This window comes from Petrocella atlantisensis, from assembly GCF_900538275.1.
In the GTDB taxonomy this organism is placed as follows: domain Bacteria; phylum Bacillota; class Clostridia; order Lachnospirales; family Vallitaleaceae; genus Petrocella; species Petrocella atlantisensis.
Window position 1 is genome coordinate 1,221,993 of record NZ_LR130778.1, and the last position, 26,667, is coordinate 1,248,659.

At 36.4% G+C, this 26,667-nt stretch carries 27 protein-coding genes; 2 read left to right on the plus strand and 25 right to left on the minus strand.

Annotated elements, in window-relative coordinates; translation table 11 throughout:
- Nucleotides 1-13: 13 nt before the first annotated feature.
- The 10 genes from PATL70BA_RS05720 to PATL70BA_RS05765 form a co-directional block, all read right to left on the minus strand.
- Nucleotides 14-1,291, minus strand: coding sequence for an efflux RND transporter periplasmic adaptor subunit (locus tag PATL70BA_RS05720; RefSeq protein WP_125136478.1), 1,278 nt, complete (start codon nt 1,289-1,291; stop codon nt 14-16).
- 296 nt (nt 1,292-1,587) lie between these two features.
- Nucleotides 1,588-2,694 carry a YcjF family protein gene (locus PATL70BA_RS05725; RefSeq protein ID WP_197715792.1) on the minus strand — a complete coding sequence of 369 codons (1,107 nt, stop codon included), beginning with the start codon at nt 2,692-2,694 and terminating at the stop codon, nt 1,588-1,590.
- 402 nt (nt 2,695-3,096) lie between these two features.
- On the minus strand, nt 3,097-3,657 hold the full coding sequence (locus PATL70BA_RS05730; RefSeq protein ID WP_125136480.1) for a hypothetical protein: 561 nt from the start codon (nt 3,655-3,657) through the stop codon (nt 3,097-3,099).
- Entirely contained in the window at nt 3,650-4,558 is a 909-nt protein-coding gene (locus tag PATL70BA_RS05735) for a hypothetical protein (RefSeq protein ID WP_125136481.1), read from the minus strand. The genes PATL70BA_RS05730 and PATL70BA_RS05735 overlap by 8 nt, the downstream gene beginning before the upstream one ends.
- 179 nt (nt 4,559-4,737) lie before the next feature.
- Nucleotides 4,738-5,640: a hypothetical protein gene (locus PATL70BA_RS05740; protein ID WP_125136482.1), complete on the minus strand. Its 903-nt coding sequence runs from the start codon at nt 5,638-5,640 to the stop codon at nt 4,738-4,740.
- Nucleotides 5,633-5,863, minus strand: a complete 231-nt coding sequence (locus PATL70BA_RS05745) for a helix-turn-helix domain-containing protein (protein WP_125136483.1) — start codon at nt 5,861-5,863, stop codon at nt 5,633-5,635. The genes PATL70BA_RS05740 and PATL70BA_RS05745 overlap by 8 nt, the downstream gene beginning before the upstream one ends.
- Nucleotides 5,864-5,872: 9 nt before the next feature.
- Nucleotides 5,873-6,841: a hypothetical protein gene (locus PATL70BA_RS05750; RefSeq protein ID WP_125136484.1), complete on the minus strand. Its 969-nt coding sequence runs from the start codon at nt 6,839-6,841 to the stop codon at nt 5,873-5,875.
- Nucleotides 6,842-6,988: 147 nt separating this feature from the next.
- A complete protein-coding gene (locus PATL70BA_RS05755) occupies nt 6,989-7,969 on the minus strand; it encodes an NAD(P)-dependent alcohol dehydrogenase (protein WP_125136485.1) in 981 nt (326 codons plus the stop codon).
- Between the two features lie 185 nt (nt 7,970-8,154).
- Nucleotides 8,155-8,538 carry an NAD(+)--rifampin ADP-ribosyltransferase gene (gene arr, locus PATL70BA_RS05760; protein WP_125136486.1) on the minus strand — a complete coding sequence of 128 codons (384 nt, stop codon included), beginning with the start codon at nt 8,536-8,538 and terminating at the stop codon, nt 8,155-8,157.
- 82 nt (nt 8,539-8,620) lie between these two features.
- Nucleotides 8,621-9,655, minus strand: coding sequence for a serine hydrolase domain-containing protein (locus PATL70BA_RS05765; RefSeq protein ID WP_125136487.1), 1,035 nt, complete (start codon nt 9,653-9,655; stop codon nt 8,621-8,623).
- A 142-nt stretch (nt 9,656-9,797) separates the two neighbouring features.
- On the opposite strand from PATL70BA_RS05765, the gene PATL70BA_RS05770 reads away from it, so the two are divergent.
- Nucleotides 9,798-10,469: a DUF4386 domain-containing protein gene (locus PATL70BA_RS05770; protein WP_172596119.1), complete on the plus strand. Its 672-nt coding sequence runs from the start codon at nt 9,798-9,800 to the stop codon at nt 10,467-10,469.
- Here the strand turns inward: PATL70BA_RS05770 and PATL70BA_RS05775 are convergent.
- From PATL70BA_RS05775 to PATL70BA_RS05840, 15 genes are all read right to left on the minus strand, one after another.
- The gene (locus PATL70BA_RS05775) at nt 10,426-11,046 is read right to left on the minus strand and encodes a Crp/Fnr family transcriptional regulator (RefSeq protein ID WP_197715793.1); all 621 of its coding nucleotides are present in this window, start codon (nt 11,044-11,046) and stop codon (nt 10,426-10,428) included. The two genes, PATL70BA_RS05770 and PATL70BA_RS05775, sit on opposite strands and share 44 nt — an antisense overlap.
- Nucleotides 11,047-11,063: 17 nt before the next feature.
- Nucleotides 11,064-11,930 (minus strand): exodeoxyribonuclease III, encoded by an 867-nt coding sequence (locus tag PATL70BA_RS05780; protein ID WP_125136489.1) that lies wholly within the window; start codon nt 11,928-11,930, stop codon nt 11,064-11,066.
- A gap of 24 nt (nt 11,931-11,954) precedes the next feature.
- On the minus strand, nt 11,955-12,827 hold the full coding sequence (locus PATL70BA_RS16480; protein ID WP_243115972.1) for an SRPBCC domain-containing protein: 873 nt from the start codon (nt 12,825-12,827) through the stop codon (nt 11,955-11,957).
- A 205-nt stretch (nt 12,828-13,032) separates the two neighbouring features.
- The gene (locus PATL70BA_RS05790; protein ID WP_125136490.1) at nt 13,033-13,701 is read right to left on the minus strand and encodes a phosphatase PAP2 family protein; all 669 of its coding nucleotides are present in this window, start codon (nt 13,699-13,701) and stop codon (nt 13,033-13,035) included.
- A gap of 107 nt (nt 13,702-13,808) precedes the next feature.
- On the minus strand, nt 13,809-14,414 hold the full coding sequence (locus PATL70BA_RS05795; RefSeq protein ID WP_125136491.1) for a helix-turn-helix domain-containing protein: 606 nt from the start codon (nt 14,412-14,414) through the stop codon (nt 13,809-13,811).
- A gap of 315 nt (nt 14,415-14,729) precedes the next feature.
- Complete coding sequence (locus tag PATL70BA_RS05800; RefSeq protein ID WP_172596120.1) at nt 14,730-15,620, minus strand: S-layer homology domain-containing protein; 891 nt, start codon at nt 15,618-15,620, stop codon at nt 14,730-14,732.
- An 11-nt stretch (nt 15,621-15,631) separates the two neighbouring features.
- Nucleotides 15,632-17,878: a hypothetical protein gene (locus tag PATL70BA_RS05805; RefSeq protein WP_125136493.1), complete on the minus strand. Its 2,247-nt coding sequence runs from the start codon at nt 17,876-17,878 to the stop codon at nt 15,632-15,634.
- Between the two features lie 38 nt (nt 17,879-17,916).
- Nucleotides 17,917-18,111, minus strand: a complete 195-nt coding sequence (locus tag PATL70BA_RS16215) for a hypothetical protein (RefSeq protein WP_172596121.1) — start codon at nt 18,109-18,111, stop codon at nt 17,917-17,919.
- Nucleotides 18,112-18,383: 272 nt separating this feature from the next.
- Nucleotides 18,384-20,228, minus strand: coding sequence for a TMEM165/GDT1 family protein (locus PATL70BA_RS05810; RefSeq protein ID WP_172596122.1), 1,845 nt, complete (start codon nt 20,226-20,228; stop codon nt 18,384-18,386).
- 129 nt (nt 20,229-20,357) lie between these two features.
- Nucleotides 20,358-20,681: a hypothetical protein gene (locus PATL70BA_RS05815; RefSeq protein ID WP_125136495.1), complete on the minus strand. Its 324-nt coding sequence runs from the start codon at nt 20,679-20,681 to the stop codon at nt 20,358-20,360.
- Nucleotides 20,682-20,788: 107 nt separating this feature from the next.
- Complete coding sequence (locus tag PATL70BA_RS05820) at nt 20,789-21,394, minus strand: helix-turn-helix domain-containing protein (RefSeq protein ID WP_125136496.1); 606 nt, start codon at nt 21,392-21,394, stop codon at nt 20,789-20,791.
- Nucleotides 21,395-21,522: 128 nt separating this feature from the next.
- On the minus strand, nt 21,523-22,716 hold the full coding sequence (locus tag PATL70BA_RS05825) for an ATP-binding protein (protein WP_125136497.1): 1,194 nt from the start codon (nt 22,714-22,716) through the stop codon (nt 21,523-21,525).
- Nucleotides 22,717-23,026: 310 nt separating this feature from the next.
- Nucleotides 23,027-23,665 carry a GNAT family N-acetyltransferase gene (locus PATL70BA_RS05830; protein WP_125136498.1) on the minus strand — a complete coding sequence of 213 codons (639 nt, stop codon included), beginning with the start codon at nt 23,663-23,665 and terminating at the stop codon, nt 23,027-23,029.
- 365 nt (nt 23,666-24,030) lie between these two features.
- Complete coding sequence (locus PATL70BA_RS05835) at nt 24,031-24,753, minus strand: DUF5131 family protein (RefSeq protein WP_125136499.1); 723 nt, start codon at nt 24,751-24,753, stop codon at nt 24,031-24,033.
- A 44-nt stretch (nt 24,754-24,797) separates the two neighbouring features.
- Nucleotides 24,798-25,730, minus strand: coding sequence for a helix-turn-helix transcriptional regulator (locus tag PATL70BA_RS05840; RefSeq protein WP_125136500.1), 933 nt, complete (start codon nt 25,728-25,730; stop codon nt 24,798-24,800).
- Nucleotides 25,731-25,862: 132 nt separating this feature from the next.
- Between PATL70BA_RS05840 and PATL70BA_RS05845 the strand changes: the two genes are divergently transcribed.
- Nucleotides 25,863-26,501 carry a type 1 glutamine amidotransferase family protein gene (locus tag PATL70BA_RS05845; protein WP_125136501.1) on the plus strand — a complete coding sequence of 213 codons (639 nt, stop codon included), beginning with the start codon at nt 25,863-25,865 and terminating at the stop codon, nt 26,499-26,501.
- The last annotated feature ends 166 nt before the right edge of the window (nt 26,502-26,667 follow it).

Here is a 26,667-nt window from a genome sequence, read left to right on the forward strand (position 1 = left end):
GCTTCGTCCCTTCCTACTCTACAATTGTTACTTTTTCTTGGTCACTAACATATTCTTTACCCGATACAATCAACAGATCTCCGTCTCTTAGACCTTCAATGATTTCTACTTCTTTACCGTTATCAAGGCCAAGCTTAACAGGTCGAACATAGGTCGTATCATCTTGTACAACATATGCATACCAAGTGTCTTCTATAAGTTCCAGATGACTACGGTTTACAACGATGGCATCATTTGCTTGACTCTTAACGACACGCACCTCAGCAAACATACCCGGTTTTATTTGATGCTTTCCATTACTGACTTCTACCTTAACAGGGTAAGTAAAGTCCATGTCATTAGGTATTGGACTTATCTCAGTAATCTTTCCTGTATATTCTTCTCCTGAAATGGACTGAATCGTGACAAAAACCTTATCGCCAATCGATAACCCATTAATCAAATCATCCGTGACGTTTATGGGAATGAGAATCGTATCCATATCAATAACGCTATAAGCCGGAAAACTCGAATTATATATTTCTCCTATCTCAATATTTTTAGTAGCTATAATCCCACTTATAGGACTGGTCACATTCAAATCGGATAAGGTTTCTTTTGCGTTATTATATTGAACGGCCAATGCATCTCTTGAAGCGATGGCTTGCTGTAATCCGTTTTTAGCCAGCGCAGTATTTTCAGTTAGTTGCTTACCTGTCAATAAATTATAACTCTGTAAAACTGTGTCATAAGCATTTTTAGCTTGAAGGTAGGCTTGCTCCATGCCGTCATACTCACTCTTAGAAACTGCACCGGATGCGTATAAAGCTTTGGTATTCTCAAAGTTGATTTTTGCATTATCATAGGTAAGTTTGGCACTGTTTAGAGAAGATTTCACTTGGTTAAGCTGGCCCTCTTGCTGACTCCCCGAAGTAATGTTCACGTTTAATTTTGCTGAGTTAACAGCTGCTTCTGCGGAGTTCACCTGACTTGCTAAAGATTCAACGGTGTGTCTCATATCGGTTTCGTCAAAGGCGAATAAGACATCACCTTGTGAAACACTTTCGCCTACGTTAAAATACGTAGCGCTAATCTCACCGGGGAATTTGCCCATGATATCCACTTCCTTAATCGGTTTAACTTGTCCGGTAAAAATAGACTCATCCCTCATATTACCGGCTACGACCGCCTCTACTTTTACTGGCGTATAGGTTTCACCTTCAGCACCTACTGCTTCTGCTTCGCCTTGACAGCCCGTAATGACGAATGTGGATATAAGCAATACTGTTAACACTAAACTATACTTTTTCATACTTTGGTTGTTCCTCCTCAAATGGTCTATATGAATACATTTATAGAATTAATCTTTGGCTAAGGCGTCAAAACGATATCATAAAACTTAGTTTTTTCCTTTAACCCTCTTTTATTCAACAATTATATCACTCCTTATATGATAGAAAAATTAGACAATTATTAGATATTGATTAAAGCTGAAATTCTGCTATTTTCTTCAAGATTGCGCCCAAGCCGGGCGCATAACAAAAAACGCCTTTCTTAACAGAAAAGCGCTTCTTGTGGGGTTCATGAAACTTGAAACCTATAGAACTTCTATTTTAACTTTGTGCCACTGATAATATCTTTCCCTTTTTTAAGTTGTTCTTCATATGCCCTTTTCATCATTGTAATGATTTCACTGTTGTCAATCTTCTTTCCTTCATATAAACGAAGGGCAATCTTATTCATAACTTCAATATAAGCATAACCCAGTGCAGCTGTTAGAATGGCTGCTGTTGTCCCACTAATGACGCCTCCAACCGCCGTTCCAACACCCGGTATAAACTTAACAACATTGGCAACGATTGTTCTACCAAGTGCAGTAGCACCACCGACGCCTCCAATTGCAGTAACGATAGAGGTAATCAGCGTTTTCTCAACATTAATACCAAATATAACCGTCAAATGTGCAATCATAGCAATCTGACTTGGCACCAAGATGGTTGCGTCCGCAAAAGGGATAGGGGTAAAGCCGGTAACAAAATTCGTCGATACATATGGTAATACAGCTAATCTTGCAGCCACTACTTTCTTCTCAAGATTAACTTTTTGAGCATTTATAAAGGCCTTTTTGGCTGCTTCATCTAAACAATTATAGGTTACATCCACAAGTTGTGTAAGGCCAAATGGTGGAATTATAATATCTTCACTGATGACGATTTCTTCTGCCAATGTGGGTACTACGTTAACGACCGGAAGATTCAGATTTCTTATATAGCTTTCAAATTCTTTGTATTGTAGGCCCATACATTGTGTCATGACAATAAGGACCGGTAGCTTTTTAGAAAACTCATTGATCCACTCCAGTTCAAAATCTTCAATTCTATTCGAACTTGAATTAATACAGTACCATGCCACATGTATATAATCTTTTTCATTCTGACTTAATAATGTTCGATCTATTTGCCCAACGATTTCCTTTTTTATTTCTTCTTGTACTTCTGAATCTAGTTCTAGTCCTTTTGTGTCATAAATCGTGAGTGGAACGCCCTTTTTTGTGATCTTGCTGATATGTTGTGTCACCGGCTTACCGATTCCGGTTTCAACCAGCTTTTCTCTAAAAACATTATTAATGAGCGTGCTTTTTCCAACCCCGGTCTTGCCAATAATCATTATATTTGCAGTAGACATAGACTCAACTTCCTCATTGTATTTTTTCATAAACATGTCAAACCAATTTTCACTCATGTTATTCATTCCTTCTATCGATTCTAGATTGTAGTTTTCTACTTAATGCATCGCCAAACTTAAAAGCGGTAACTAAAATTATAATAGATACGAGCAATTGATTCAAAAAATTAGATTTATTATTATTCTTTCTCATCATACCCTCCAATAAACAAACTTAACTACAATTATGATAGCATATATAAAAAGATAAGACCCTTGTCTTAGTACGCTACCACAAAGCAACCCTTTTACAATGCCTCTGTGTCATTCCTTCAAACTTGTAATCAAAGATAGGTTGAAACAAAATACTTCTGGTAAAGAAGTTTATCTTTTAATTATATCTTTCTTATTCAGAATTATCAAATTCTTCACGCTTAATAAAACTATAAGCTTTTATATTTCTTCTATCTCAAAAAGTTTCTTTACGGCACTTAGATTCATCAGCAATCTTATGTGCATGATGATACTTATGGCCATCAGAGCAAACAGATATACACCGCCACCCTCTTTTGGCATATTCAATGAAAAACTCATGACCAGTAAACACAATCCCTGTATCACCGCATACCGCTTGAGTTCAGACCCAAACTGATGAGACAAGGTTGTTTCTTCAAGCATGGTCATATGTGCCATCATACCTTGGTAGATATAAACCACCAGTAACAGTTCACTCAGCCATCCAAAAATCATCACAGCATAGTTGAAAAAATCACCCATCTGTATCCATCCAAGCATCCCTGTAACAACATCCAGTATAGAAACACATATCATACTTACTGACAAAAATCTAGCAATACGAAAAACCCTAAGCTCTATTTTGGCATATAGATATCCAAGTCCAACAAACACTAAATAGTATCCAAGGACATCCGGTAATAGATCGAATCTGCCAATATTTATATCGATTAGGACCAGTAAGAACCCGCTAAAAATATATTTATACCCATTATTCATGTTCCGTCCTCCATAACGCTACGAAAGATTCAACAGCGGCTTCGTTCATGCCGGTACCATAAAAAGGATAATAAATCCAAGTATCATAAGATTGACCGTCTTTTTCATAGACCATGTCCAAGGATATCATATTAAAACGCCATTCACTTGAGGCATCCTTATCCTTTGCCGTATAAGCCACCTCAAACCCTCTTTTTACCTCTATGGGCTCTGTAAGGTTCATCAATGCATCATAAGTATAAGTTCTATCAAAGTCAACAATGAGGCTCATATCCAAATCATCCCTATGGGGCTCAAAAGATGATAAATCCAGTGATGTGATCCTAATTGGGGTCTCTGTCTCAAAATCAGCAGTAAAATGATCCTTGCTCCCACCACCGCCTTTTCTTAATCTATGCTCCTCCCAATTGTCTTCCGTTCTTATTGTAATTCGCCCAAGAGATACCGGCATGATGGTGCCATCGTCAAAGATAGCTGTACCCCTACCAAAAGTAAGGCTACCCTTCTCTTCCATTCGACTTATGTCTTCATCCGTCAAATAAAGATTGATATACCCTTGTTTCAAAGTATAATATCGCCCTATCTCATCATTGTACGGGTTGTTGTTCGTATCGCTTGTATACATGAAGCCACCGAAACCACCGCTTTGACTGACAGACTGTTTTGCATCAAGACCATAAAAACTTATGGATTGAAGTCTTCTTGTATCACTGTTATTCATGATATAAGATATGGTCAATGTTTCATCCAACATCCCATCATAATAGATCTCATCATTGATTTCTGTAAATAAGGGCGTCTCAATAACCTGATAAGATGCATAGATAACATTACTTATGGCTGATAGCGTGACCAACGCTGCAATGATTATGCTATATCGTTTTAGTTTTTTTTCTGACATACTCTCTCTCCTTTATCCTTTATAGAGCGCCATCTGGATGACACCCCTTCCTACCCATGTTGAAGAAAGTGTTTCTAACTATAATAACAATTGGAGCCTTGGTTATGTGACACTTTGTGTCCAAGTTTTTATCCAGATAATTTCCATTTGTATATATTTCATCCTATTTGGTTAAGATCTTAATTGTTTAGTTGTATTGAATACCCTTCTGCAAAAGCACTTTCATTAAAAAAGTAAACCTGAAAATAGTCATCGTTAATAATCTGTCTTTCTACGAGTGGCTTTCCTTCTTGATCAGTACCTATTTTTTCTAAGATCATATATTTTGTTTGATCACTGACTTCAATGCTACTTGGTACATCATGAGCGTAGATTTTCTCTGAGATGACCTGATTATCAAGATCATCCATCTGCTTCAAAACATAATATTCCACTTCATCCATGCTTTCGACATTAATCTTGACTTTAAAGCTTTCAGTGGATTCACTGTTACCTACCATAACCGTACGATTCTCTGTTAAGAACATTGACATACTTCCTTCACCACCATTTTCACCATCCATGGATACGCCTGAACCTGAAGTAAAATAGATCTCGCCTTCATCCGTCATATATACCGGATTCAATACAGCCATTATCACCGGCGCATTTTTAGCAAAAATTGTACCTTCTATTTCATTGCCTTCATCATTAACACTGATATGTACCAAGGACACCTGGTTGCCACTACCGACTCTGCTATAGATGACACCCTCTTTTTCATAGCTCGTATCTATAAACAAGACCCCTTCATAGCCTTCAAAAACTATATCCTCAGGATGATCTTCGTCTATTGTTCCATATACTCTTCCTTTATATTTAGAATCCATAACGACTTCTCCACCCTGCATCAATTTGTTGCTATTTTCTGAAACATAGGCCTCAAAATCGAATAGATCAATATAATCTTCAGTTACAAAAACCCCAACGAGCTTATCCTCTTCCCTTGTATTACCTGCTTCTGCTACCGCCAATTGACATCCGGATAATAGCACCGATATCATGCATAACATCACTAGACTGCCCATTATCTTCTTATGCATCCTCATCATCCTCCTCCATTCTGCCGTCAAATTTCAATATATCCCCCAATTCACAGTCCAAATAATAACAGATTTTATTCATTGTATTGAACCTTATGCCTTTTGCCTTGCCACTACGCAATATAGATAAGTTTGCCTCTGTAATATTAATCAAAGAGCACAGTTCTTTTGATGTCATATTTTTTTCCTTCAATATTTCTGTTAAGTGCACCCTAATTGCCATATCTGCCTCCTACACAAACAAATCCATCTCTTCTTTGATTTTTGAGCTGTGTGCAAAATACTTTGCAAGCAACATGGTCATGATGACAATTAAAATAGATGTAAGGGGTATATCAATATGATAATTGCTATGAATCAGCTTAGCACCTGCTATCAATTGCAGTAAGTTTATAAAAATAGATGCAATCACCGTTACGATAATGGCTTGTCGACATTTACTTACGAGTTGAACGGCCTTATCCACAACGCTTTGGCTATATCTTTCAGTCTTCAATGCCTGCACCAAGTCATAACCTGCTAAAATAATGCGTATTTGATAAAATAACGGAATCATTTTAATGATCGATCTTAATAAAATAAAATAATGTGTAAGTGAAAAATCAATGCCGGCCATAGTATTCGCCGCCTCAACCGCTTTCATTTCTCCCATAATATCAAATGGCAATGCAAAGGTTAATGCAAGCACTGAAATACCTGCGAATGTAATAAGCATAACTTCAAGGTCAATGAGTAGTCTATCTGTCATGCCTGTTTGGATTCTTCGAAGCAGACGCATAATTATATACCCTATTAACACAATATATACTACGCTTGAAACGCCTATTTTCCACGAACCTTTTAGAGTGGAAGGTGCTAAGATACCTTCTGCAAAACCAGGGTTGATCATATAATACATACCAAAAAATAATAGAACACTTAGCAGTAATAGTAATAGATCCTCACTCTTTTGGATGCCTTTTCGTATTCTTATACTTAGTAAAATAAGTGGTGCCAAACAAAACAACACATAAGCCACCCAAGCTATAACATTGCCAAAGGGACTATTTAATGACAGTATTCTAAGAAAATAACCCATTTGTACAAATGGAAAAGAAATGATACTGTCGTAACCAATCGCTTGATCTTTCATCAGAAAAAAAGCAATGATACAAATAAATCCTTCTCCTATCAAGACACTTACCAATCTTTTTTTATCCATATCCATCTCCCTTTATTATTGTTTTACAATAATCACAAGATTATTATATCACTCAAATTATTGTTTTTCAATAATTTAATTAAAAAAACCAATACTTTATAATCTATAAAGTATTGACCTTTTTCTTTGATTTTCTATATTATGGCTTTAATCTCTATTGACCCATACAACTATCTTACCACTAACATGACCTTTTTCCAGTTCGGATAGTCCTTTAGGAATATCTTCGAAGGGGATTTCTTTTTCTATCACAGGTCGAATTTCTTTCTTATCTACAAGGTTACCAATATAAGATAGATCTTTGCCATTTGCTCTTGCAAGAAGACCTTTAAATTTTTTGCCGTTTTTACGGGATATCAATCCTCCAAAAGCAGTAACAAAGATAATTTGCTTCATAGATTTGCCACCAATCATAACCAAACGGCCTTGAGGTTTTAATAACTTACTATAGGTTTCTATTTTGTTATAACCATTAACAGCTATGATTAAATCATATTTATATTCAATATGATCAAGAGGTATTTTTGTGTAAACCAGTACTTCATCAGCACCAAGATCTTTGGCTTGTTTTTCATTTTTTTCACTAATGACTGCTGTAACGTTTCCACCAAAATATTTTGCAATTTGAAGAGCATAGCTCCCAACGCCGCCAGAGGCACCAACCACCAGTACGTCTTCACCAGCTTTTAATTGTCCTATATTTCTAACACCTTGAAGTGCTGTTACAGCTGTTACTGGTAAAGCAGCAGCTTCTATATGCGTTAAGCTTTCTGGTTTTCTAGCCAGTAATGATGATTTTACACAGATATAATCTGAAAAGGCACCAAATCCCGCATCAGCAACATCTCCCATGACGGTATCACCAACTTTAAAGTCTGTAATTCCCTGACCAAGTTCAACAATCCGACCTGAAAATTCACAACCTTTAATTTTGTTTTTAGGCCTGATCAGTCCAGTCATCATTCTCATTACCAATGGCTTTCCTTTCAGAAGTCTCCAGTCTGGTGCGTTTAAAGCCGTAGCTTTTACTTGAATTAAAACTTCGTTGTTTTTAGGCGTTGGCATCTCTACTTCTAAGACTTTTAAAACTTCTACCGAACCATATTGCTCCTGAACAATTGCTTTCATTCTAAACCTCCTTCTAAGGTTATTATAGAAAATACGTGTAAAATATAAATAAAATGCCCGTAATCATGTCCTCCAAATTTAATATGACCCAAACATAATTAAACTTTATCTCTGATAAACATATTTTAGGTAATTATCATTTTGATTCAGGTTTAATCATAAATAATGGCTTTGCCTTGTTCCCGTTACTTTTTTAAAGCTAGAAGCATATTATTTATTTCCTCATCGGAATGTCTATCCCATGACCCTAATTCAGCAATTATTTTCAAAGGAGACTTTGACCGATATGAACGTGTAGGGTTACCGGGATATCTTTTGTCCGTTAAGTTTGGATCATTTTCAAAATCGCCTACTGGTTCTACAATATAAATTCTTTCCTTAAAGCTAGATGTTGCCAATTCAGCACCCCATTTTGCAGCTTCTAATGTTGCTGTAAAATAGATATAGTTGGATTTTTTATCTTGGTAATTTGATAGATGTTGTGGTTCTAAAAAGTCTCCAATTTTCAACTCTGCTTTAGTACCATGAAAAAAAGGGCCGTTATCTAATATATCCTGCTTGTTATCCATATATATTCACCTCTTATATCGTTATATTTACAGCTTTCGTTCCGATAATGCCTTTTCTAAATCCAAAAAAGAGTAAGGATATTTATTTCTTGTGCAGAATCCTGATAATACGGTTATATACGATTTCCGACAGATTCCAAGTGTATCCGTCAAAATTAGTTGTGTTCACAAATTGAATAACTACTGTATCAATATCTTGGTGGTATTTGGCAATACTCTGATAGCCGGGAATCAATCCAGTATGGCCATACTCGTATATTGAAGAATAGATTGCTTCTTCCCCTTCATCAAACAATGACCCATCGTTTAATGCCCTTAGAAATATACCCACATCTTCTGCTGACGCTATCATTGAGCCATAATCATCCGTTTTAATATCTTCCTCAATGCCAACGTAGTAACCACTCATCACATCGTTCATATTCACATCATGCATCGAACCGAAAGTATTTTTTAGCCCGAGAGGGATCAGAATTTCCTCTTTGATGTATTGGAATTTGCCATAACCCAATACCTTTTCAATGATTTCAGATAGCAATAAATAATTGGTATTTGAATATTCGTAATCTTCACCAGGTTCAAATTTAGCCGGCAAATCAAGTACGCGTTCAAGTGCTTCCTTATTGTTTTCTGGTGGGTTTGTCCAGAAATCTGGAGCGTCCGTCAAATTAGGAATGCCACTTCGATGCTGCACCATCATTTTCAAGGTTATTCTTTCTGCATTTTCAATTCTTCCCTCAAGTTCAGGAAAGAAATCAACGAGTGTTTTATCCAAAGACAAGCCTTTATCATTTACCAATTTGGTGATAGCAACAGCATCATATAACTTACCAATACTTGCAATCTTAAATAATGAATGGGGATCGGCTGGTATTTTGTTCTCCCTATTTTTCCAACCTGAAGCATAAAAAGTAGGTTCTTTTCCTCCTTGGTCCACATAAACAATAATGCCATCAAATCCGAGTCCAATTGCTTCATTAACCTGTTCTTGAACAGTTTCCGGTAATGGCGCTAACCATGCTCTCACCAAAATCCATGGCACGAAAAACATGGATATTACGGTTGCAATTGCCAAGATTATTCTAAGTATTCTTTTTATTTGTTTCTTTTTTGACATTTACGATTTCCTTTCTAAGCCGTCTTGAAATTTATAACAACTATAATGGCAAATAAAATTCTTAGCATTGACTTAAATCAATGCACTCTCTTTTTTATACTGTCATAATACAGCTATACCAACAATGAAAGGAGCACTATTAATGAAAACTTCTAATAATAACCCAATACGTTTCTGGAGCATAACCTCCGGGATTTCTTTACTAATCATGGCCATAGCGGCTGGTTATGCCTATGGCTTCTCATTCAACCAAATCTATGTAGAAAATAATACTCTACAGACGATGACAAACATACAATCAAATAGCACCTTATTCTATTCAGGTGCTATTGTATGGTGTCTTATCCTTGCCACAGACATAATTGTCTCTTATGGATTTTACAGATTTTTGAAACCAATCCATAAGCCAATTGCTCTAATCTCAGGTTGTCTTCGGCTTACATACTCAGTCTTTTTAGCAATCGGTATCGCCTTCCTTTTCGGAAAAAACACTGAGCAATTTTTAAAAATGTGGTCACTTGGTTTGTTTATTATCGGCTTCCACCTTGTAATAACAGGTATTGGAGCCTTCTTAAGCACTGAAACACCAAAGTTATTTGGGGTTCTATTGATTATTGCAGGAATAAGCTATAGTCTAATCCATGGTCTTCAAAATTTTGTACCTCAGGCAATATCCCTTGCCGCATATATTGAATCTTTTCTTACTATACCTATGACTGTCGGTGAACTCTCTTTCGGTATATGGCTATTGATTAAAGGCGGTCGAAAAATCAATCAACAACCTTCAAATGACCCTGTCCCAGACGCCTCTTGATTCGACTCAATGATTCTGGTGTTAGACCTAGGTAACTGGCCAGTTGATAGCCAGGAACCCTGGTGAACAATTCAGGCCTTTTGCCCATCATGTGTTTAACTCTTTCTTCCGGAGTCATTCGTATGAAAGAGGCAAAAGTGTCCTGTAACTCACCCATGCCAGCCTGCATCAATTTCAAAACGATGTTTTCAAATTCAGGATACTTCTTAAGCTCACTGTCCTGCTCATCTAACTCACCAACAATCATGATAGAATCTTCCAGACATACGACAGAATAAGGTGATTCGATATTTTCACCTTCAGTAAATATGGTAATACTTTGGTTTTCTGTAAAAAAATCTGATGTCACCTCTTTGCCCTCAAGATCCACTGAAAATTTTCTTGCACACCCTTCTAGAATGAAGAAGCACTGTTTGGGAACATCCCCTTGTTCAATTAAAACGGTACCTTTTCTAAACAACTGCACAGGAATATGGTCCACCATCTCACGAAGGACCTTCACATCCAGTTCACTGTAGCTTTTTATAACATTAACAAGTTTGTCCAATATAGCGCTGCTAATTCTTTCTTCTTTCATCTGGCTATGCCTCCAATCTAGACCAACCGACCAGAAGGATGGTTCGAGACCACTGGTTCTAATTCAATATCCAACAGAGTTGGCGCATGGTCTTGCCTATCGCCAGAGTCCAGTATCTCGGATTTAATAATTCTATCCGCTAACCGATTACTAACGAGCCAATAATCAATCCTCCAACCGGCATTATTGATTTTGCTTGTTTTTACCCGTTGTGCCCACCAAGTGTATACACCCGTTACATCACCATGAACATATCTAAAAGTATCTGTAAACCCCTTACTCAGTAGATTTGTAAAGCCTTCACGTTCTTCATCCGTAAAACCGGCTGACATATGATTGCTCTGAGGATTGGCTAGGTCAATCTCATTATGGGCAACATTATAGTCCCCTGTTGCCAGAACCGGTTTTATTTTATCAAGCTTTTGAAGGTACTTGGCATATTTAACATCCCAGACTTGTCTTTCTTTCAATCTTCTCAGCCCATCGCCTGCATTAGGGGTATAGACTTGAGTAAGATAAAACTCTCCAAAATCCAAGGTCATAATTCTTCCTTCAAAATCCATGGTATCTGGTGCCTCAATCTCAGGAAAATCAACTTCTGGGGTGTATTTGTCCTTATATAAAAACATTGTCCCTGCATAACCTTTTCTAGCTGGTTCCTTAGAACTTCGCCATTTATAAGTATATCCTTCAAACATAATTTCCAAACATTCAATATGCTTCTTGCTTGGCCCTTTTTCAGGTAATTTCGTTTCTTGCAAAGCAATAACATCCGGATTCTTCTCTAATATTGTAGCAATCACTTTTCTTGTAAGGACTGCCCTATTAGACTCGCTCGTTAAAGCGGCATTTAATGAATCAATATTCCATGAAATAAATCTCATAATTACTCCTTTTTTTGCTGTTATCTAGACCTCAACAACCTTCTTAAAATTATTTAGGATTGACTGCCATCCTTCTTTTTGAAGGTCTATAGTATTTATATCTTCTGCGTCAAATGTTTCAATTACTTTGGTCTGTGCCTCTCCGACCTTTTGGAATAATACTTTCATCATTCGGCCATCATCTAGTTGATTTATTATATATGAATCTTCCACTAAGTCAGTATAGGTTCCTGAAAAACCAAATGACATACTTCCATCTTTTGCTGCCATGGTATAAACGAAACGTCCACCCTTAAAAAGATGATTCACTGCTTCTGGACAATGCCAATCCTCAGAAGCAAAATTCCACTTTATAATATGTTCAGGCGATGTCCAATACTCCCAAACTTGATGAAGCGGTGCCTCTATAAGTGCCTCAAAAGTTATCTCTGTAAATGCGCCTGAGTTCTTCTCACAAACTTCTTTAAGTTTCACAAGTCCTAAGTCCCAAACATCACTCATATCTGTGAATTCCTCGTCATCTACATCTACCTCTATCGTAAACCGCGTATGATCATCATTTATTTTTTCAAGATAATAATTTTCAAAGGAAGGTGTCCACTTCCTTGCCTCTTCGCTGGTATAATCAACACTATCATCCTTCACAAGACCTAAATGCTTAATAGATATGTATTTTAGGTGGTCACTTTCTGCAATTTCTGAATACAGACCCATTGTATGTCCCTGCTCATCCGCCATCAAAAATTTAATATGATCACCCTTTTGCCATCCACCTTCAAAATAGGACCCTTCTTGAAAGACACTTGTCCAGAGTTGATACTTTGATGGATTAATAATTGCACCCCATATGACCTCTGGGGAAGTTTTTATATCTACTGATTTCTTAATTTTCTTCATATGGACCTCCTTGATTTCTCTTTACAATTTATCACGTTGCGTTGATTTATAATACTATTATCTTCCTACTGATAATCAATGTCAATTGCAACATAAAATAAATATATCATTCTACAATAAAAGTGTGCCTAGCCAACAACTCAGGTTACTTTTCAAGCGACTGTCCTGTTCATCCAACTCACCAATTAGGCTTATGAGAAATTACCTATTGCTTATGCTTTTTTGAATCAATCTGTTCGTTCATAGTAAAATAAAACATAACAAGGCCTGCGCTAAGTAGCACGCCACCTAAAATATCCGTAAACCAGTGCACACCCGATAACAATCGCCCTATAACCATAAGGCCTGTGAAAATTCCACAAATAGTATTCACTATATTTCTTGCTTTGTTGTTTATGATTAAACGACTAAATTGCATCATAGCGGTTGGCATAATACACATGACAAGCATGGTGGTCGAGGATGGATAGGAAGCCTCTAAGAAGCCGTCAATCAAAATGGGACGGTAATTTACAATAAAGAACTCAAAAAATAAATAGGCTGTGAAAACGATACTATAAAAACCACCCAGTAATAAAATACTACGATCTACCTTGAATAAACTTCTTCTTTTAATCCACTGACATAGTCCAAGTATAGCAAAACCCAAAGCAATGAATACTGCTAAAATACTTGCCCAATCCGTAATATTGTAAAGTGTCCTATTAATACCAAACAAATTATGCATCCATCCATTTAGCGTTGCAAATCCTACAAATGATTCTTCAGGTCCAATTGGTTTGACATCAATAAATGTAATCATAAGCGAAAATAGTACAAAAGCTATTAAGTAACTTGTTGAAATAATAAAATTTTTAGTGTTCTTAGTTTTCATAAAGAAATTCCTCCGAGTAATGTATTGGCAATGTGCCTGCTTACACATTACTCGGAGAACTTCAAAAAAGGCAGAATTGTGCTGTCACATGAGCGATACGATTCGTATCACTGCCCTTTAAAAAGCAAGGAAGCCTTTATAAGCAGTAGAATAAAGGACAAAGTAGCAATATAAGGTTGAAGGGTAGCCATAAAAATCATTACACTTAAAATACTTAATAACACCGATATTTTACTTTTGTTTTTTATCCAAATGCCATTATCCCAGTTTTGTAGTGTCAATAGCAAAGTTCCAAAGACAGTGATTCCTAAAATAATTGTATAATAAATCACCTCTATATAAATTGGTATATATTCGATTGCAATTAATGACACTTGTCTTATAAAATCCCCTTCTGGTTGCCCAAACAAAGGAATGAAAATCAATAATAAAAATGATAAATCTAATAGCCCAAAAACTAAATCTCTAACTTGCTGAATTTTTATTGCACTATCTTTTTGAGCAAGAGAAAGCAATTCTTTTGATGATAGCAATTCATCAATTGTAACATCAAAAAATTCCGCAATTGCTTTTAGAGAATCAATATTTGGATAACCTCTTCCAGATTCCCATTTTGAGATTGCTGTTCTTGAGACAAATAATTTCTCAGCAAGCTCCTCTTGGGTCAATTCCTTTTGTTTTCTAAGTTCCTGTAATTTTTCATTAAGCTCCAAATATTTTACCTACCTTCACAAGGACTATATCCTTTGTTCATTTACACATTAGGCAATTTTATTTATTAATCAATGTGCCTAATTAGTATTTTAATTTTACCACAGTGGTTAAAACTTAACCACCTAACCACGTTTACTTTTATATTTCCTTCCAACTCAGTTTTGATCTTGATGAATGCCTTGTCTAAAAAACTAACTACCCTAGCATTAATCAATAGACAATATCAAGACCAGTGGTAAAGAAAACCACCGATTTCAAGAAAAAAATCGGTGGCTATTGCTTTAAAAATATGCAAGTCCGCTTTTAATAGATGATTACTTATTGATTAACTTCGATTCCACCAAGAGATTTTTAACCGCCTGTGTTGCTTCTGCATAAGTCAGGTTTGATTTTGGTGAAATAATTGTTGTATTGGTACCGTTGAAAACATGAGCCGCTAATACTTCTTTTACATTTGATTCTGCCCAAGTGCTTACCTCACCAAAGTCCTTATAACTCTGGTATCGATTCGAATCACTTCCAACAAGTTTAGTCACCTTCATTGCTCTTTGATACATCGTCATCGCTTCTTCACGGGTAATCCGTGCATCTGGTCTGAACGTTCCATCTGGGTATCCTTCTACAATTTTGTATTCATTCGCAATCAGAATAGCCAACGTTCTATTCCCATTGGTACTGATATCACTAAACTTGTTTTCATGGGCTGAACCTTCTCTATAGAGTCCCAGGGCTCTGACTATATACTCTGCAAAATCTGCTCTTGTGATTGCTTTATCTGGAGTAAATGCTTCAGGATCAAAGATGACCAATCTTGATGCCATGTCATTGACAGCATCCTTAGACCAATGGTCCTCAACGGATTTCACAGTGACAGGATTCCAGATGACCGAGTATTCGGAGTTTGTCAAAGAGTTTATTCTTGCAAACCACTTTCCCTCTTTTTGGAATACTTCTGTCGGTACATGGCTGTAAGTTCCCTCCGAGTTGAATACGATGCCTGTTGTGATTTTACTTGAATCTACACTTTTTGGCATTTCCATAACCCTTTCCACATAGTTGCTGAACTTGCTGATTTCTATTTCTTCTCTTATAACTTTTATTTTTGTGTTTTTGGCTGCCACTTCAAAGGATACCGGACTGAATAGAGACTCGGCACCATTTTCTTTTATCAGTTCATTATACTTTTCTACTATCATTTCATCCATTTTCGTGATTTTCACATCAACCTTGATATCTTCCAAATCACTTTCCGCAACCCTAGGTTTTCAGCAATCTTGCTAATGGCGAATTCTTCTGCTGGAATAATATACTCTACGGTGTCTCGCTTGATAGATATATTAAAAATGCTTTCTTCAAGTTTTTTTATCGTATTACCCATCAATTCGACTTTAGCGACCTCAGACTTCGTATCTACTATGGGAATTTGAATGACATTTCCATTAGGCGTTATGTTGTTCTTAATAGCTTCATCGATCTTGCTTTCAACCATACTATTAACAACTTCTATGACTACAGTTGACTTTCCATCCTCTGTTGTATTTGTTTGTTTTCCGACATCCTCCTCTTTACCGTTTACAATAACGATGACTGTGTCTTGGCTTGGCTGCGTTCTTTTAGTTGAACCGCCTCCGCCTGAGCCACTGAATCCTGTTGCCGTTACTGTCATTGTCAGTGTTGCTGTTGTATCTTCCGCCGCTCCCTTTGACAAGTCTACGGTAAAGGTATAGGTTCCGTTTATTCCATCTGGTGTGCCTGCATCTCCTGCTATTGCAGGCGTGTAGAGTACCTTCGTTACTGATGTTAACACGCCATCTAGAGCTAGGGTAGCAATCTTATCTTCTATAGCTGTTTTTACTACAGCCTCATCTGTTGCCTCTGCCTGAGTTATTGTATAGGGTGCACCCTCTACCAGTCCCTTGACTGTTGCTACTAATTCTTCATCATATGTTGTTGCCGTTATGGTCATTGTCAATACTGCTGTTGTCGCTGTTGCAGATCCTTTTGTCAAATCTACAGTGAAGGTATAGGTTCCGTCTGTTCCGTCTGGCGTTCCTGAATCTCCTACTATTGCAGGCGTGTAGAGTACCTTTGTTACCGATGTTGACACACCATCAAGAGCTAAGGTAACAATCTTATCTTCTATGGCTGTTTTTACTGCCGCCTCATCTATTGCCTCTGCCTGTGTCATTGTATAAATTGCAGCCTCTATGAGTTCTACAGAAGTTGAATCGGGAGTCGCTACTAAATTACTAAATACCTTAAGCTTTTCCTCTTGAATAATAAAATCTGTAAAGTCAGAAATTAGACCATATGAGTGACTTTGTAAGATATCATTCGCCTTGACTTGATAAGTGTTATTGGGTAGAACCGTGCGAGCTATGGATCTATAATCCACAGTTGGGATAAAGCTATATGTTATACCATCTGATCTAATCTGAACACTTGTATTTGCTGTTTGAGCATTTACAAAACTCGCCATCATTATATTTGCAGTACTTGCATCTTCAAGTGTACCATTCACCGTCTTAATTGCAGCGCTTGACTCTTGAGAAACAGCTATGACCGTTGCTTCCTCAAAAATGGTAATGAAGCCAGAAGATTCACCGAAACCAGCTCCTATGCCGCCTCCATATTCTCCCGCTGTTGCAAAGACATCACCACCCAAAATTGCAATATTACCACCAGCTCCAAAAGAACCGCCGCCGATGCCAGATCCAGAGCGTCCTCCTGTTGCAGTGACCGTGCCTCCTGAAATTATAACATCACCGCCAGATCTATTTGTACCGCCACCGATGCCTGCCCCATTATTCCCCCCTGTTGCAGTGACTGTGCCTCCTGAAATTGTTATATCGCCACCAGCTCCGTAATACCCGCCACCGATGCCTGCCCCAGATAATCCTCCCGCTGCATTGACTGTTCCTCCTTCTATAGTAATAATACCTCCTGCTCCATTATTACCACCGCCGATGCCTGCCCCGTAATTTCCCCCTGTTGCAGTAAGAGAACCAGTCCCCTTAATCGTAACAGATTGTCCTATACCTACACCCATTCCTGCAAAGTTGCTATTGCTTTTCAATATATTACTTCCTTCTAGTGTAAGTGTGACATTTGCAGCATTTATCAATTCAAAGGCAGAAATAAATCCAGAGCTATGCTGGATATCCACAGTATCAATAGTAATATTTGCCAAAACTCCATCTACCACAACTTTATTCCCAGTAGTGGTGCCTATTATTGTGATTTCCTGTATCTTTGGAATATTATCTAATTCCAGAGCAATACCATAAGCAACCTTTATGGTATCTGCATCCGTACCCGCTGATACTGCAATACCGCCTTCAGATATATCAAAAATAAAATTGCTCGGATCACTTGCCGCATATACTGGTAAACCTTCCTGTATAAGACTGGTCAACATCAGTGTTAACACCAGTACTAAACTCAAAAACCGTTTCTTTCTCATAAATTAAATCTCCTCTCTTTTTCTCATATTGTTCTTTACTAAATCTCTTGTTCCCAATTCAATTTTGTAGATGATATTCTTTGTGGCAAACTACCTCTAAAGAAAGCTTCAGCTCTCTGTTTATCCTTTTTTCTATCATAAATAACAAACCCTAAATAAACCCTAAATAGAAAATGCCCTTCAGGAGTTTTTTCTCCTGCGGGCAATTGGCGTAACACTTCATATTTCAGCATTCTATCGTTATTCAGGTTAACATTACAAATTTATTTCTTTCTTCTCAGACAGGAGGGACAGGGACGGTTCTCTTTGTCCCCTTATAGATAAATTATACTCTTTTTTATTATCTACATCAGTTGCCTTACTCGATGCATTCTGATTGGTTTTTTGTTAGACCTCTACCGTCATCTCTCATTCTTATAGTATTTCCTTCATCTAGGCATATGTCAAAACGCAGTAAAAGAAGTCAATTTCCAAATAGGAAACGCACTTCTTCCAGTCTTGCATTCTAATGTAATGGATAGATTTTGATTATATTAAGCTGGCCTATGTTTTTTAGTAACTGTTTTTTTCTAAAAGGACTCCCGTGCGATGGGTAAATTTTACTATAATCTAATTTCGCCATCTTTTCCCAAGTATTTTTATAGTCGATTAAATTTTCAATCCAAATAATAACATGATGACGACTGGGGAATCCATTCATCGTAGCATCTCCGCTAAACAAGACATGATTATTGTAAAGCAATCCAATGGAATCTTCAGTATGTCCTGGCAGTTCAATGATTTCGGCGCCTAATAGTGTTTCAATTTGTTGTTTGTTCTCTTGGTTAACAATCAAATATCTATCAAAGGCATTAACCGGTTGATATTTATGATCACCTTTGCCAAACCATTTCATAATTTTACAAAAACTCCAAGCTAATTTACTGCTACAACCGCCTTCAAAAGAATTTTGTCCTGATTGTAATCGGCTCACTGCCTCCGGATGAAGTATGACTTTGGCTTTTGTTGCTTCAAGTATTTGGTTAAGAAATCCTGCATGATCATCATGTGCATGGGTTAGGAATACATAGGTTATCTCATTTAATCTAATCTGATGCTTATCTAGTTTCTTACAAAAATCATCATATTGTTCTCTATACCCCGTATCAACAAGTAAATACCCATCTAAAATCTCAATCAAATATAAATTATTTATTCTATTGCCAAGATTAATGATTCTATCTTCAATTGGTTTTCTTACTGTATATAGTTTTTTGATTTTTATTCCAATTTCTTTATTTATTTTCATTATACTTTGTATATAATCATTTGTGTTTACATACTCTTCTATATATTCATCCAATAATATGACTTCCATTTGCTTTCTAATCAGTTGTGCATAAGCTAGCAGCTCTTGGTTTTCAACATGGTCCATCACACAAATAGTATCCACCAGACTATCATAAACTTTCTCATTTGAAAAGGGCTTTTTATAATAGGATGGTCTAATACCATCGACATCAAGACTCTCACGTTTGTCTCTTTGTGCTTCTTCTATCACTACTTTTGCATGACCAATAACACACTGACTTCCTTCACAAAAACTACAATGTCGATTACCCACGCAAATTTTTGCCAGATCATCCTGGATATGCTCATAATAATCATGAAGCATTCTTGCCTTAATTATGAGGGCAGTTTGAATACCTTCTTTTCTTTGTTTCAGCAGTTTATTTATCATGAAGATTACCATAAGACCTAGCCCAATTATAAACGGAACAATGAAGATTGGAATTAAGTAGCCAGGTGATATTGTTTGTACTAGCTTCTGTAGCCCAAAAAACATAAAAATTGAGGCAGCAAATAGCTTTATGCCCAATTCCGGTATTTTATCGCCCATTTTTTTGCCGACAAAAATACCCAAAGCACCTGTGGCTATCATACCGCTCACCGTTCCTAGAAGTATCATCTTTGGATAATAGGCATCCGCTGCTAAAGTAATGGCTGTTAATTGAGTTTTGTCACCCAGTTCACCTAAAAAGAAAGCGAGGGCAACGGTACCGACCGGTCCAAATTGTATTTTTGATTCTTTCTCTTCATCTTCATTTTCTTCTGTTTTTAATGTCCATAACGCAAAACCTATAAAGGCGACTCCTGCCACCATTTGAAGCGTATTCATTGGTATAAATGTGGAAAGGTAACTTCCAAGCATAACCGCTAAACCATGATTTAAGAGGGATCCTATACCAATGCCTAATAAAACTTTCTTAACCGGAAACCTCGTTGCAAAAGCCATTGCTAATATTTGTGTTTTATCCCCCATCTCTGCTACAAAAATCAATAATAATGCTCGAAATATTTCTTGAACCATGCCCATAACTCCATTTCAAATATATAGTGGTTTTAATAATTATCCTAATGAAAATATCATTTTCTCATTAATCATTCATAGCTCATTCATTGCTTAGAAAAAGTAACAATCAATAAATACCGTCTCCCTTCAAATAAAAAGAGATATATAGACTAAAAGGTATAAACTTGAGTAAGATAAACTTCTTCTTTTAATCCACTGACATAGTCCAAGTATAGCAAAACCCAAAGCAATGAATACTGCTAAAATACTTGCCCAATCCGTAATATTGTAAAGTGTCCTATTAATACCAAACAAATTATGCATCCATCCATTTAGCGTTGCAAATCCTACAAATGATTCTTCAGGTCCAATTGGTTTGACATCAATAAATGTAATCATAAGCGAAAATAGTACAAAAGCTATTAAGTAACTTGTTGAAATAATAAAATTTTTAGTGTTCTTAGTTTTCATAAAGAAATTCCTCCGAGTAATGTATTGGCAATGTGCCTGCTTACACATTACTCGGAGAACTTCAAAAAAGGCAGAATTGTGCTGTCACATGAGCGATACGATTCGTATCACTGCCCTTTAAAAAGCAAGGAAGCCTTTATAAGCAGTAGAATAAAGGACAAAGTAGAAATATAAGGTTGAAGGGTAGCCATAAAAATCATTACACTTAAAATACTTAATAACACCGATATTTTACTTTTGTTTTTTATCCAAATGCCATTATCCCAGTTTTGTAGTGTCAATAGCAAAGTTCCAAAAACAGTGATTCCTAAAATAATTGTATAATAAATCACCTCTATATAAATGGGTATATATTCGATTGCAATTAATGACACTTGTCTTATAAAATCCCCTTCTGGTTGCCCAAACAAAGGAATGAAAATCAATAATAAAAATGATAAATCTAATAGCCCAAAAACTAAATCTCTAACTTGCTGAATTTTTATTGCACTATCTTTTTGAGCAAGAGAAAGCAATTCTTTTGATGATAGCAATTCATCAATGGTAACATCAAAAAATTCCGCAATAGCTTTTAGAGAATCAATATTTGGATAACCTCTTCCAGATTCCCATTTTGAGATTGCTGTTCTTGAGACAAATAATTTCTCAGCAAGCTCCTCTTGGGTCAATTCCTTTTGTTTTCTAAGTTCCTGTAATTTTTCATTAAGCTCCAATTCTTTTACCTACCTTTACAAGGACTATATCCTTTGTTCATTTTTACTTTTATCATTACCATTCAGTAATTTAATTATTGATTTTCTAATTCATTCAATATGAGTGGAGACGAAGTCGCAGATACTCCTCACTCCAATAAAAAATCAAGTAGATTCAGATGCCTGATACCATCTCTGGAAAAATCATAACGGTCCATTGAAATCACAAATTTGGGATAACTGTCACTTATATGATTGAATGCATCAAACTCTCTTTGCATGTCTTTTTCATCCGCCAAAAGATAGGCCACCTGATAGTACTTTCTGTCTTCACCATTATTTACGATAAAATCAATCTCTCCCGACCTTGTCTTTCCGACATAAACCTCATAACCTCGATGAATCAATTCATTGAATACAATATTTTCAATTAATGCACCCAACTCTGTTTTGAATCCAGAATTGTTAATATAAGCAAGTCCGGTATCGGCTAAGTAATACTTATCAGATCTGGTCAGAATACGTTTTCCTCTTATATCATACCTTACAGCCTTGTTAATAATTAGTGATGATGTTATATGATCAAGATAAGTATAAATCGTTTCAGTCGACACTTTTCTATTATCGCTTTCAAAGAATTTTAATATTGATTTTGCAGAGAATATCTGCGAAGTGTTCAATACCATATATTCTACAATTCTATTCAGTATTGTTACATCTTGTACTCTACTTCTTTGCACAATATCTCTTAATACAATAGAGTTATACAAATCATGAAGATAAACTTTTATTTCCGACTCTGATTGCATAAGAAATCGTTGCGGCATTCCACCATACTTTAGATATTCCATAAAATTTTCATCGCGTATTACCAACCTAGATAAACCCTTAATTTCACAAACTTCTTTAAACGAGAAGGGCATAATCCTAAAACTAACATATCTACCTGACAAGTGTGTTGCAAGCTCTCCTGAAAGAAGTTTTCCATTTGATCCTGTTATAAAAATACTACAATCCATCGTTGACCTAAATGAATTGATGGCTTTTTCAAATTCATTTACATTCTGAACCTCGTCAAAAATCAGATAGTATTTTTGCTTATTATCTGTACGCTCTTTTACATAACTATGCAAATCCATTGCTTCTTGAATAAATGAATATTCAAGATCTTCAAAATTGATTGTAATTATTTGATTAGGCTTTGCTCCACCATTAAGCAATTCTAATTCTATCTGCTTTAATAATACAGATTTACCCGAACGCCTTATGCCAGTTAACACTTTGATTAAATCTGATTGGTAAAATGGTCTAATCCTCTTAAGATATGTTTCTCTAATAATCATATTCTCACCTCTTTATTACACTATAACAAAATATATCACTATTTACAACTTTATATTTTGTTTCACCAAAACTAATTTGTATTCTTTGCGTTTATTCTACTTCAACAAAACAATTCTTAAAATGTAAGAGCAGATTTCTCTACTCTAAATTTAGCAATGTCTTTTGTTCTTGTTTAAGAGTTACAATTTCTTCATCTATGCGATCAATTATTTTCATGATAACGGCTGGTGACTCATAATCCACTTCTTCATAAACTGATTCTTTATACTTATTGATCGCTTACCTCTAACCCATCACTTTATATTATAATCAATCCTCAAGCAAAGAAGCTGCAGCCTCATACTCATCTTGACTTTCTTGATATTTCTTTTCCTTTGGTGGAAATAATTGATCAAACGCTTCTACCTCTTCTTCCATGACTTCAAATACATCTGAAAAATCAGCATAGCCTTTAATGTCATCTAAAGCTCCTTCATAGAGGGGTAACACTAATAGGCCTTTATAAAACTTTTTATCTGGCATAGAAATATTATATTTCTTACCTCCTAGGAAACCGTATGGCTCATAGTGATATGGATATCCTAGTGTTAGAATTGCAAGGTAGCCCATTTCTTTAGCTACTTGAATAGAATGTGTAATGAGCTCTCTTCCTAGTCCCTTTCTATGGAATTTTGGTGAAATAAAAACAGGTCCAAAACTAATTGTCTTATATTCTTTATTGTCCTCAGATACAATCTTTGAATGTGTATAGAATATACCACCGGCAATTTGATTATCGACTTCTATTACAAAGGCCAAATCTCTTATAAAATCTTTATGGTTTCTCATTTTATGAATCACAAAATGCTCATGACAACCAGGAAAATACAAGTTCCAAAATGCCTCTCTAGCAACCTCTTCAACTCTTCTGTAATCTTTTACTTCTTCATTTCTAATATTTATATTCATTTTTTCCTCCAGTTTTTAGTTCATGTTTTGATTTAATCCCAAGTCACCAGAGTGGATCTAGCCGCTGTAACAGGGCAATTATAGCCAAAACAACAAAGACGAATCCAATTAATATTGGAAATTCAAACCACTGAAGTATCACCATCATAATATTAACCCATAATCCCAGCTATAATCAATGCAGCCAGAAATCCGAACCCTAACCAAAATCTTTTTTCCATAGTTAACCTCCAAATGATTTTATATAATATAATGGCTCATTTTTCTGTCTACCATATGGTGTTCAGTTCAGTCTCCTTGAGTGGGTTCAGTTCAGACAAGGGCAGAATAAGTGTAAATTAATTAAAGCATTCTAGCTTAGCCCATCAAAACAACCTTTTTCCATCTAATATATTGATACCAAGCTCTTTAGCCACACCAGTTTGCTTAAATGGATTTATTTTTTCTACGACATTGTCACGTTTGAAAAGCGAACCTGTATTTTTAAACCAAAATGTTACATTTGCTTTTATGCACTGTTCTCGGATGTTAAGCACCCACTCATAATCACATTCACGAGCTTCTCGTCCTGTTTCGCCTCCGACTGTAACATGGTCTACGCCATGAAGATAGGATGTTAAATCGATCGCTTCTAAAAGTGGTGCGCAGGCGATAAAACGTCGCTTAATCGGATAGGATAAAAATAAGGGAAGCCTATAGTCGGCTACTTCTTTATTTTCGACACTACATCCAATATTTACATTGTCATAGCCATTTCCCCAATCTGATGGGAGGGATACAAGGAAACGATCAATCCGCTTGGTTAAAATCAGAAAATCAATGTCGGTTCTTTCCTTTATGATAGCCCACGCTTCTTTGCGCCACTCATCCGCTTCTGGAAGAAAAAAGTCCGTTGCAAAGCAGGTCGCAAGAATCTTATTTCCTTTGATCTTGTATTCACCTTTTGCATTTGTCCTTATAGGCCAATCGAATTTATCTGTTTTTTGTATGGTGTTTTGGTCATAGCGTTTGGCATGTGGACCATACAAATAGCAATTTGTGCAACCATCACTTGCTTTGTAACAACCTGTCCACGGCTCCCAGTTCATATACATCCTCCTCATTTATTTATTAGTGTAGGTTATCTCATGTATTAACGTTCGTATATAAGAGCTATATCATGTATTCTGTGTTTGATTTCTGTACGGATATGTAAGGGCTCTAAACACTCACATTTGTCTCCAAAACTTAAAAGAATATTGTAATAGTATTCATTCTCTATAAACGGAAAATTAACAATGTAATGCTCATCACCGTCTGGCGAAAAATGTTCATAAGTGCAATAATCAAGTACCCTGTCCATGACAGATTTATGAATACGAATTTTGATTTTTGTTTGAATCGTTGCCAAGATATCCGTAAAATCCAACTGCGGTTTTTGATAATCTCGTGGTGTAAAACCTTCTATTTGTATTTGTAGGTTTGATGTGCGGGATAGTTTAAATAAACGAAAATCATTTCTTTTACGGCAATATCCTTGCCAATACCAATGGCTACCTTTCAATACAAGCTGATAGGGCTCGGCTACTCTTTGGGTTTTATTTCCGTAGCGGTCTGCATAGTCAAAGGAAAGTAGCTTGCTTTCCTGTAAAGCGGTTTTGATGATTTCTAAATATGCTTGTATGTCCCTGTTTCCAAGCCACGGACTTAAATCTATATATATTTGATTCGTTTTCAATTCAATGTCTTTCGCTTTGTCGACGGGGATAAAGCTCTTGACTTTCGCAAGGGCGTTTACCAGTTCATCACCTCGTATCATGTTGGAAACACTGGAAAGCCCCATCAAAATAGCAGAAAGGTCGGCTGTCGAAAAAACTTTGTGATCAACCTTGTATTTCTGCATGATTTCAAAGCCACCTCCCACTCCCGATGTCGCACGAATAGGAATACCCGCCATATTAATCGAGTCTATGTCTCTATAGATTGTGCGAGGTGAAACTTCAAACATATCTGCTAACTCCTGTGCACCTATACGCTTTTTATCAAGGAGTATCATAATAATACTAACAAGCCTGTCAATTTTCATCTAATAGCCGCCTTCTGAAATTTATTGATATCATTATATATTGTTGCCATACTGCTGTCAACAATTGCAAGATATAATAGAAACGTATTATAGAGGCAGCGAATTAAAACCCAATGAAAATGGAGGAAATTTATGTATACAATCTATGTTTATGTTCTAGATACTTTAGCCGACTGGGAACTGGGCTATGTTACTTCAGAGTTGAATTCTGGTCGTTTTTTCAAAAAAGACCACCCAGGTGTATCGCTCAAAACGGTTAGTTATTCTCAAAGGCCAATCAATACTATGGGTGGGATGACAGTAATACCCAATTGTATAATTGATGATATTGTTGTGAGTGAAACGAGTATTTTGTTATTACCGGGCGCAAATACATGGAACGACCCAAAGCATGGTGCTATCATCGAAAAAGCAAGGGAATTTCTCTCTGTAGGTGCTATGGTGTGTGCCATCTGTGGAGCTACTGCTGCACTTGCCAACTTTGGCCTATTGGATAATCGTCCTCATACCAGTAATGGACCGGGATATCTTGAAATGATTTCTCCTAGCTATAAAGGGCAAAGTTTTTATATAGACAAGCCATCTGTAAGAGATAACAACCTAATTACTGCAAGTTCCACCGGTGCCTTGTTGTGGGCCAAACAAATAATTGAGCATTTAGGGGTTTATCAATCAGACACCCTAGAATCTTGGTTTGAATATTTTAGTACCGGTGAGCCTAAACATTTCTTTGCCCTAATGAAAACGTTGCCGTCTAGCAATAAAAACTGATCCACCTTTAGATCGCCGGTGTGTAAATATGAGTTTTTCATAAACTTAGAAAATCACTGTGAATAAAATAAAGAATTCAAGGCAAGGATTCCTCTGTCTGAGCGATAACGAGTTTGGAATCCGTTGACGGCAACCAGAGGGACGGTTCTCTTGGTTCCTTCCTCTT

What these genes read in the sequence shown, in the direction of transcription:
- PATL70BA_RS05810 (WP_172596122.1), bottom strand. Translation starts at nt 20,228, where the DNA reads ATGGTTCAAGAAATATTTCGAGCATTATTATTGATTTTTGTAGCAGAG.
- PATL70BA_RS05720 (WP_125136478.1), bottom strand. Translation starts at nt 1,291, where the DNA reads ATGAAAAAGTATAGTTTAGTGTTAACAGTATTGCTTATATCCACATTC.
- PATL70BA_RS05825 (WP_125136497.1), bottom strand. Translation starts at nt 22,716, where the DNA reads ATGATTATTAGAGAAACATATCTTAAGAGGATTAGACCATTTTACCAA.
- PATL70BA_RS05815 (WP_125136495.1), bottom strand. Translation starts at nt 20,681, where the DNA reads ATGAAAACTAAGAACACTAAAAATTTTATTATTTCAACAAGTTACTTA.
- PATL70BA_RS05755 (WP_125136485.1), bottom strand. Translation starts at nt 7,969, where the DNA reads ATGAAAGCAATTGTTCAGGAGCAATATGGTTCGGTAGAAGTTTTAAAA.
- PATL70BA_RS05750 (WP_125136484.1), bottom strand. Translation starts at nt 6,841, where the DNA reads ATGGATAAAAAAAGATTGGTAAGTGTCTTGATAGGAGAAGGATTTATT.
- PATL70BA_RS05830 (WP_125136498.1), bottom strand. Translation starts at nt 23,665, where the DNA reads ATGAATATAAATATTAGAAATGAAGAAGTAAAAGATTACAGAAGAGTT.
- PATL70BA_RS05730 (WP_125136480.1), bottom strand. Translation starts at nt 3,657, where the DNA reads ATGAATAATGGGTATAAATATATTTTTAGCGGGTTCTTACTGGTCCTA.
- PATL70BA_RS16480 (WP_243115972.1), bottom strand. Translation starts at nt 12,827, where the DNA reads ATGAAGAAAATTAAGAAATCAGTAGATATAAAAACTTCCCCAGAGGTC.
- PATL70BA_RS05735 (WP_125136481.1), bottom strand. Translation starts at nt 4,558, where the DNA reads ATGTCAGAAAAAAAACTAAAACGATATAGCATAATCATTGCAGCGTTG.
- PATL70BA_RS05780 (WP_125136489.1), bottom strand. Translation starts at nt 11,930, where the DNA reads ATGAGATTTATTTCATGGAATATTGATTCATTAAATGCCGCTTTAACG.
- PATL70BA_RS16215 (WP_172596121.1), bottom strand. Translation starts at nt 18,111, where the DNA reads ATGCTGAAATATGAAGTGTTACGCCAATTGCCCGCAGGAGAAAAAACT.
- PATL70BA_RS05800 (WP_172596120.1), bottom strand. Translation starts at nt 15,620, where the DNA reads ATGGATGAAATGATAGTAGAAAAGTATAATGAACTGATAAAAGAAAAT.
- PATL70BA_RS05845 (WP_125136501.1), top strand. Translation starts at nt 25,863, where the DNA reads ATGTATACAATCTATGTTTATGTTCTAGATACTTTAGCCGACTGGGAA.
- PATL70BA_RS05725 (WP_197715792.1), bottom strand. Translation starts at nt 2,694, where the DNA reads ATGAAAAAATACAATGAGGAAGTTGAGTCTATGTCTACTGCAAATATA.
- PATL70BA_RS05740 (WP_125136482.1), bottom strand. Translation starts at nt 5,640, where the DNA reads ATGCATAAGAAGATAATGGGCAGTCTAGTGATGTTATGCATGATATCG.
- PATL70BA_RS05790 (WP_125136490.1), bottom strand. Translation starts at nt 13,701, where the DNA reads ATGAAAACTAAGAACACTAAAAATTTTATTATTTCAACAAGTTACTTA.
- PATL70BA_RS05775 (WP_197715793.1), bottom strand. Translation starts at nt 11,046, where the DNA reads ATGAAAGAAGAAAGAATTAGCAGCGCTATATTGGACAAACTTGTTAAT.
- PATL70BA_RS05745 (WP_125136483.1), bottom strand. Translation starts at nt 5,863, where the DNA reads ATGGCAATTAGGGTGCACTTAACAGAAATATTGAAGGAAAAAAATATG.
- arr (WP_125136486.1), bottom strand. Translation starts at nt 8,538, where the DNA reads ATGGATAACAAGCAGGATATATTAGATAACGGCCCTTTTTTTCATGGT.
- PATL70BA_RS05805 (WP_125136493.1), bottom strand. Translation starts at nt 17,878, where the DNA reads ATGAGAAAGAAACGGTTTTTGAGTTTAGTACTGGTGTTAACACTGATG.
- PATL70BA_RS05765 (WP_125136487.1), bottom strand. Translation starts at nt 9,655, where the DNA reads ATGTCAAAAAAGAAACAAATAAAAAGAATACTTAGAATAATCTTGGCA.
- PATL70BA_RS05770 (WP_172596119.1), top strand. Translation starts at nt 9,798, where the DNA reads ATGAAAACTTCTAATAATAACCCAATACGTTTCTGGAGCATAACCTCC.
- PATL70BA_RS05835 (WP_125136499.1), bottom strand. Translation starts at nt 24,753, where the DNA reads ATGAACTGGGAGCCGTGGACAGGTTGTTACAAAGCAAGTGATGGTTGC.
- PATL70BA_RS05840 (WP_125136500.1), bottom strand. Translation starts at nt 25,730, where the DNA reads ATGAAAATTGACAGGCTTGTTAGTATTATTATGATACTCCTTGATAAA.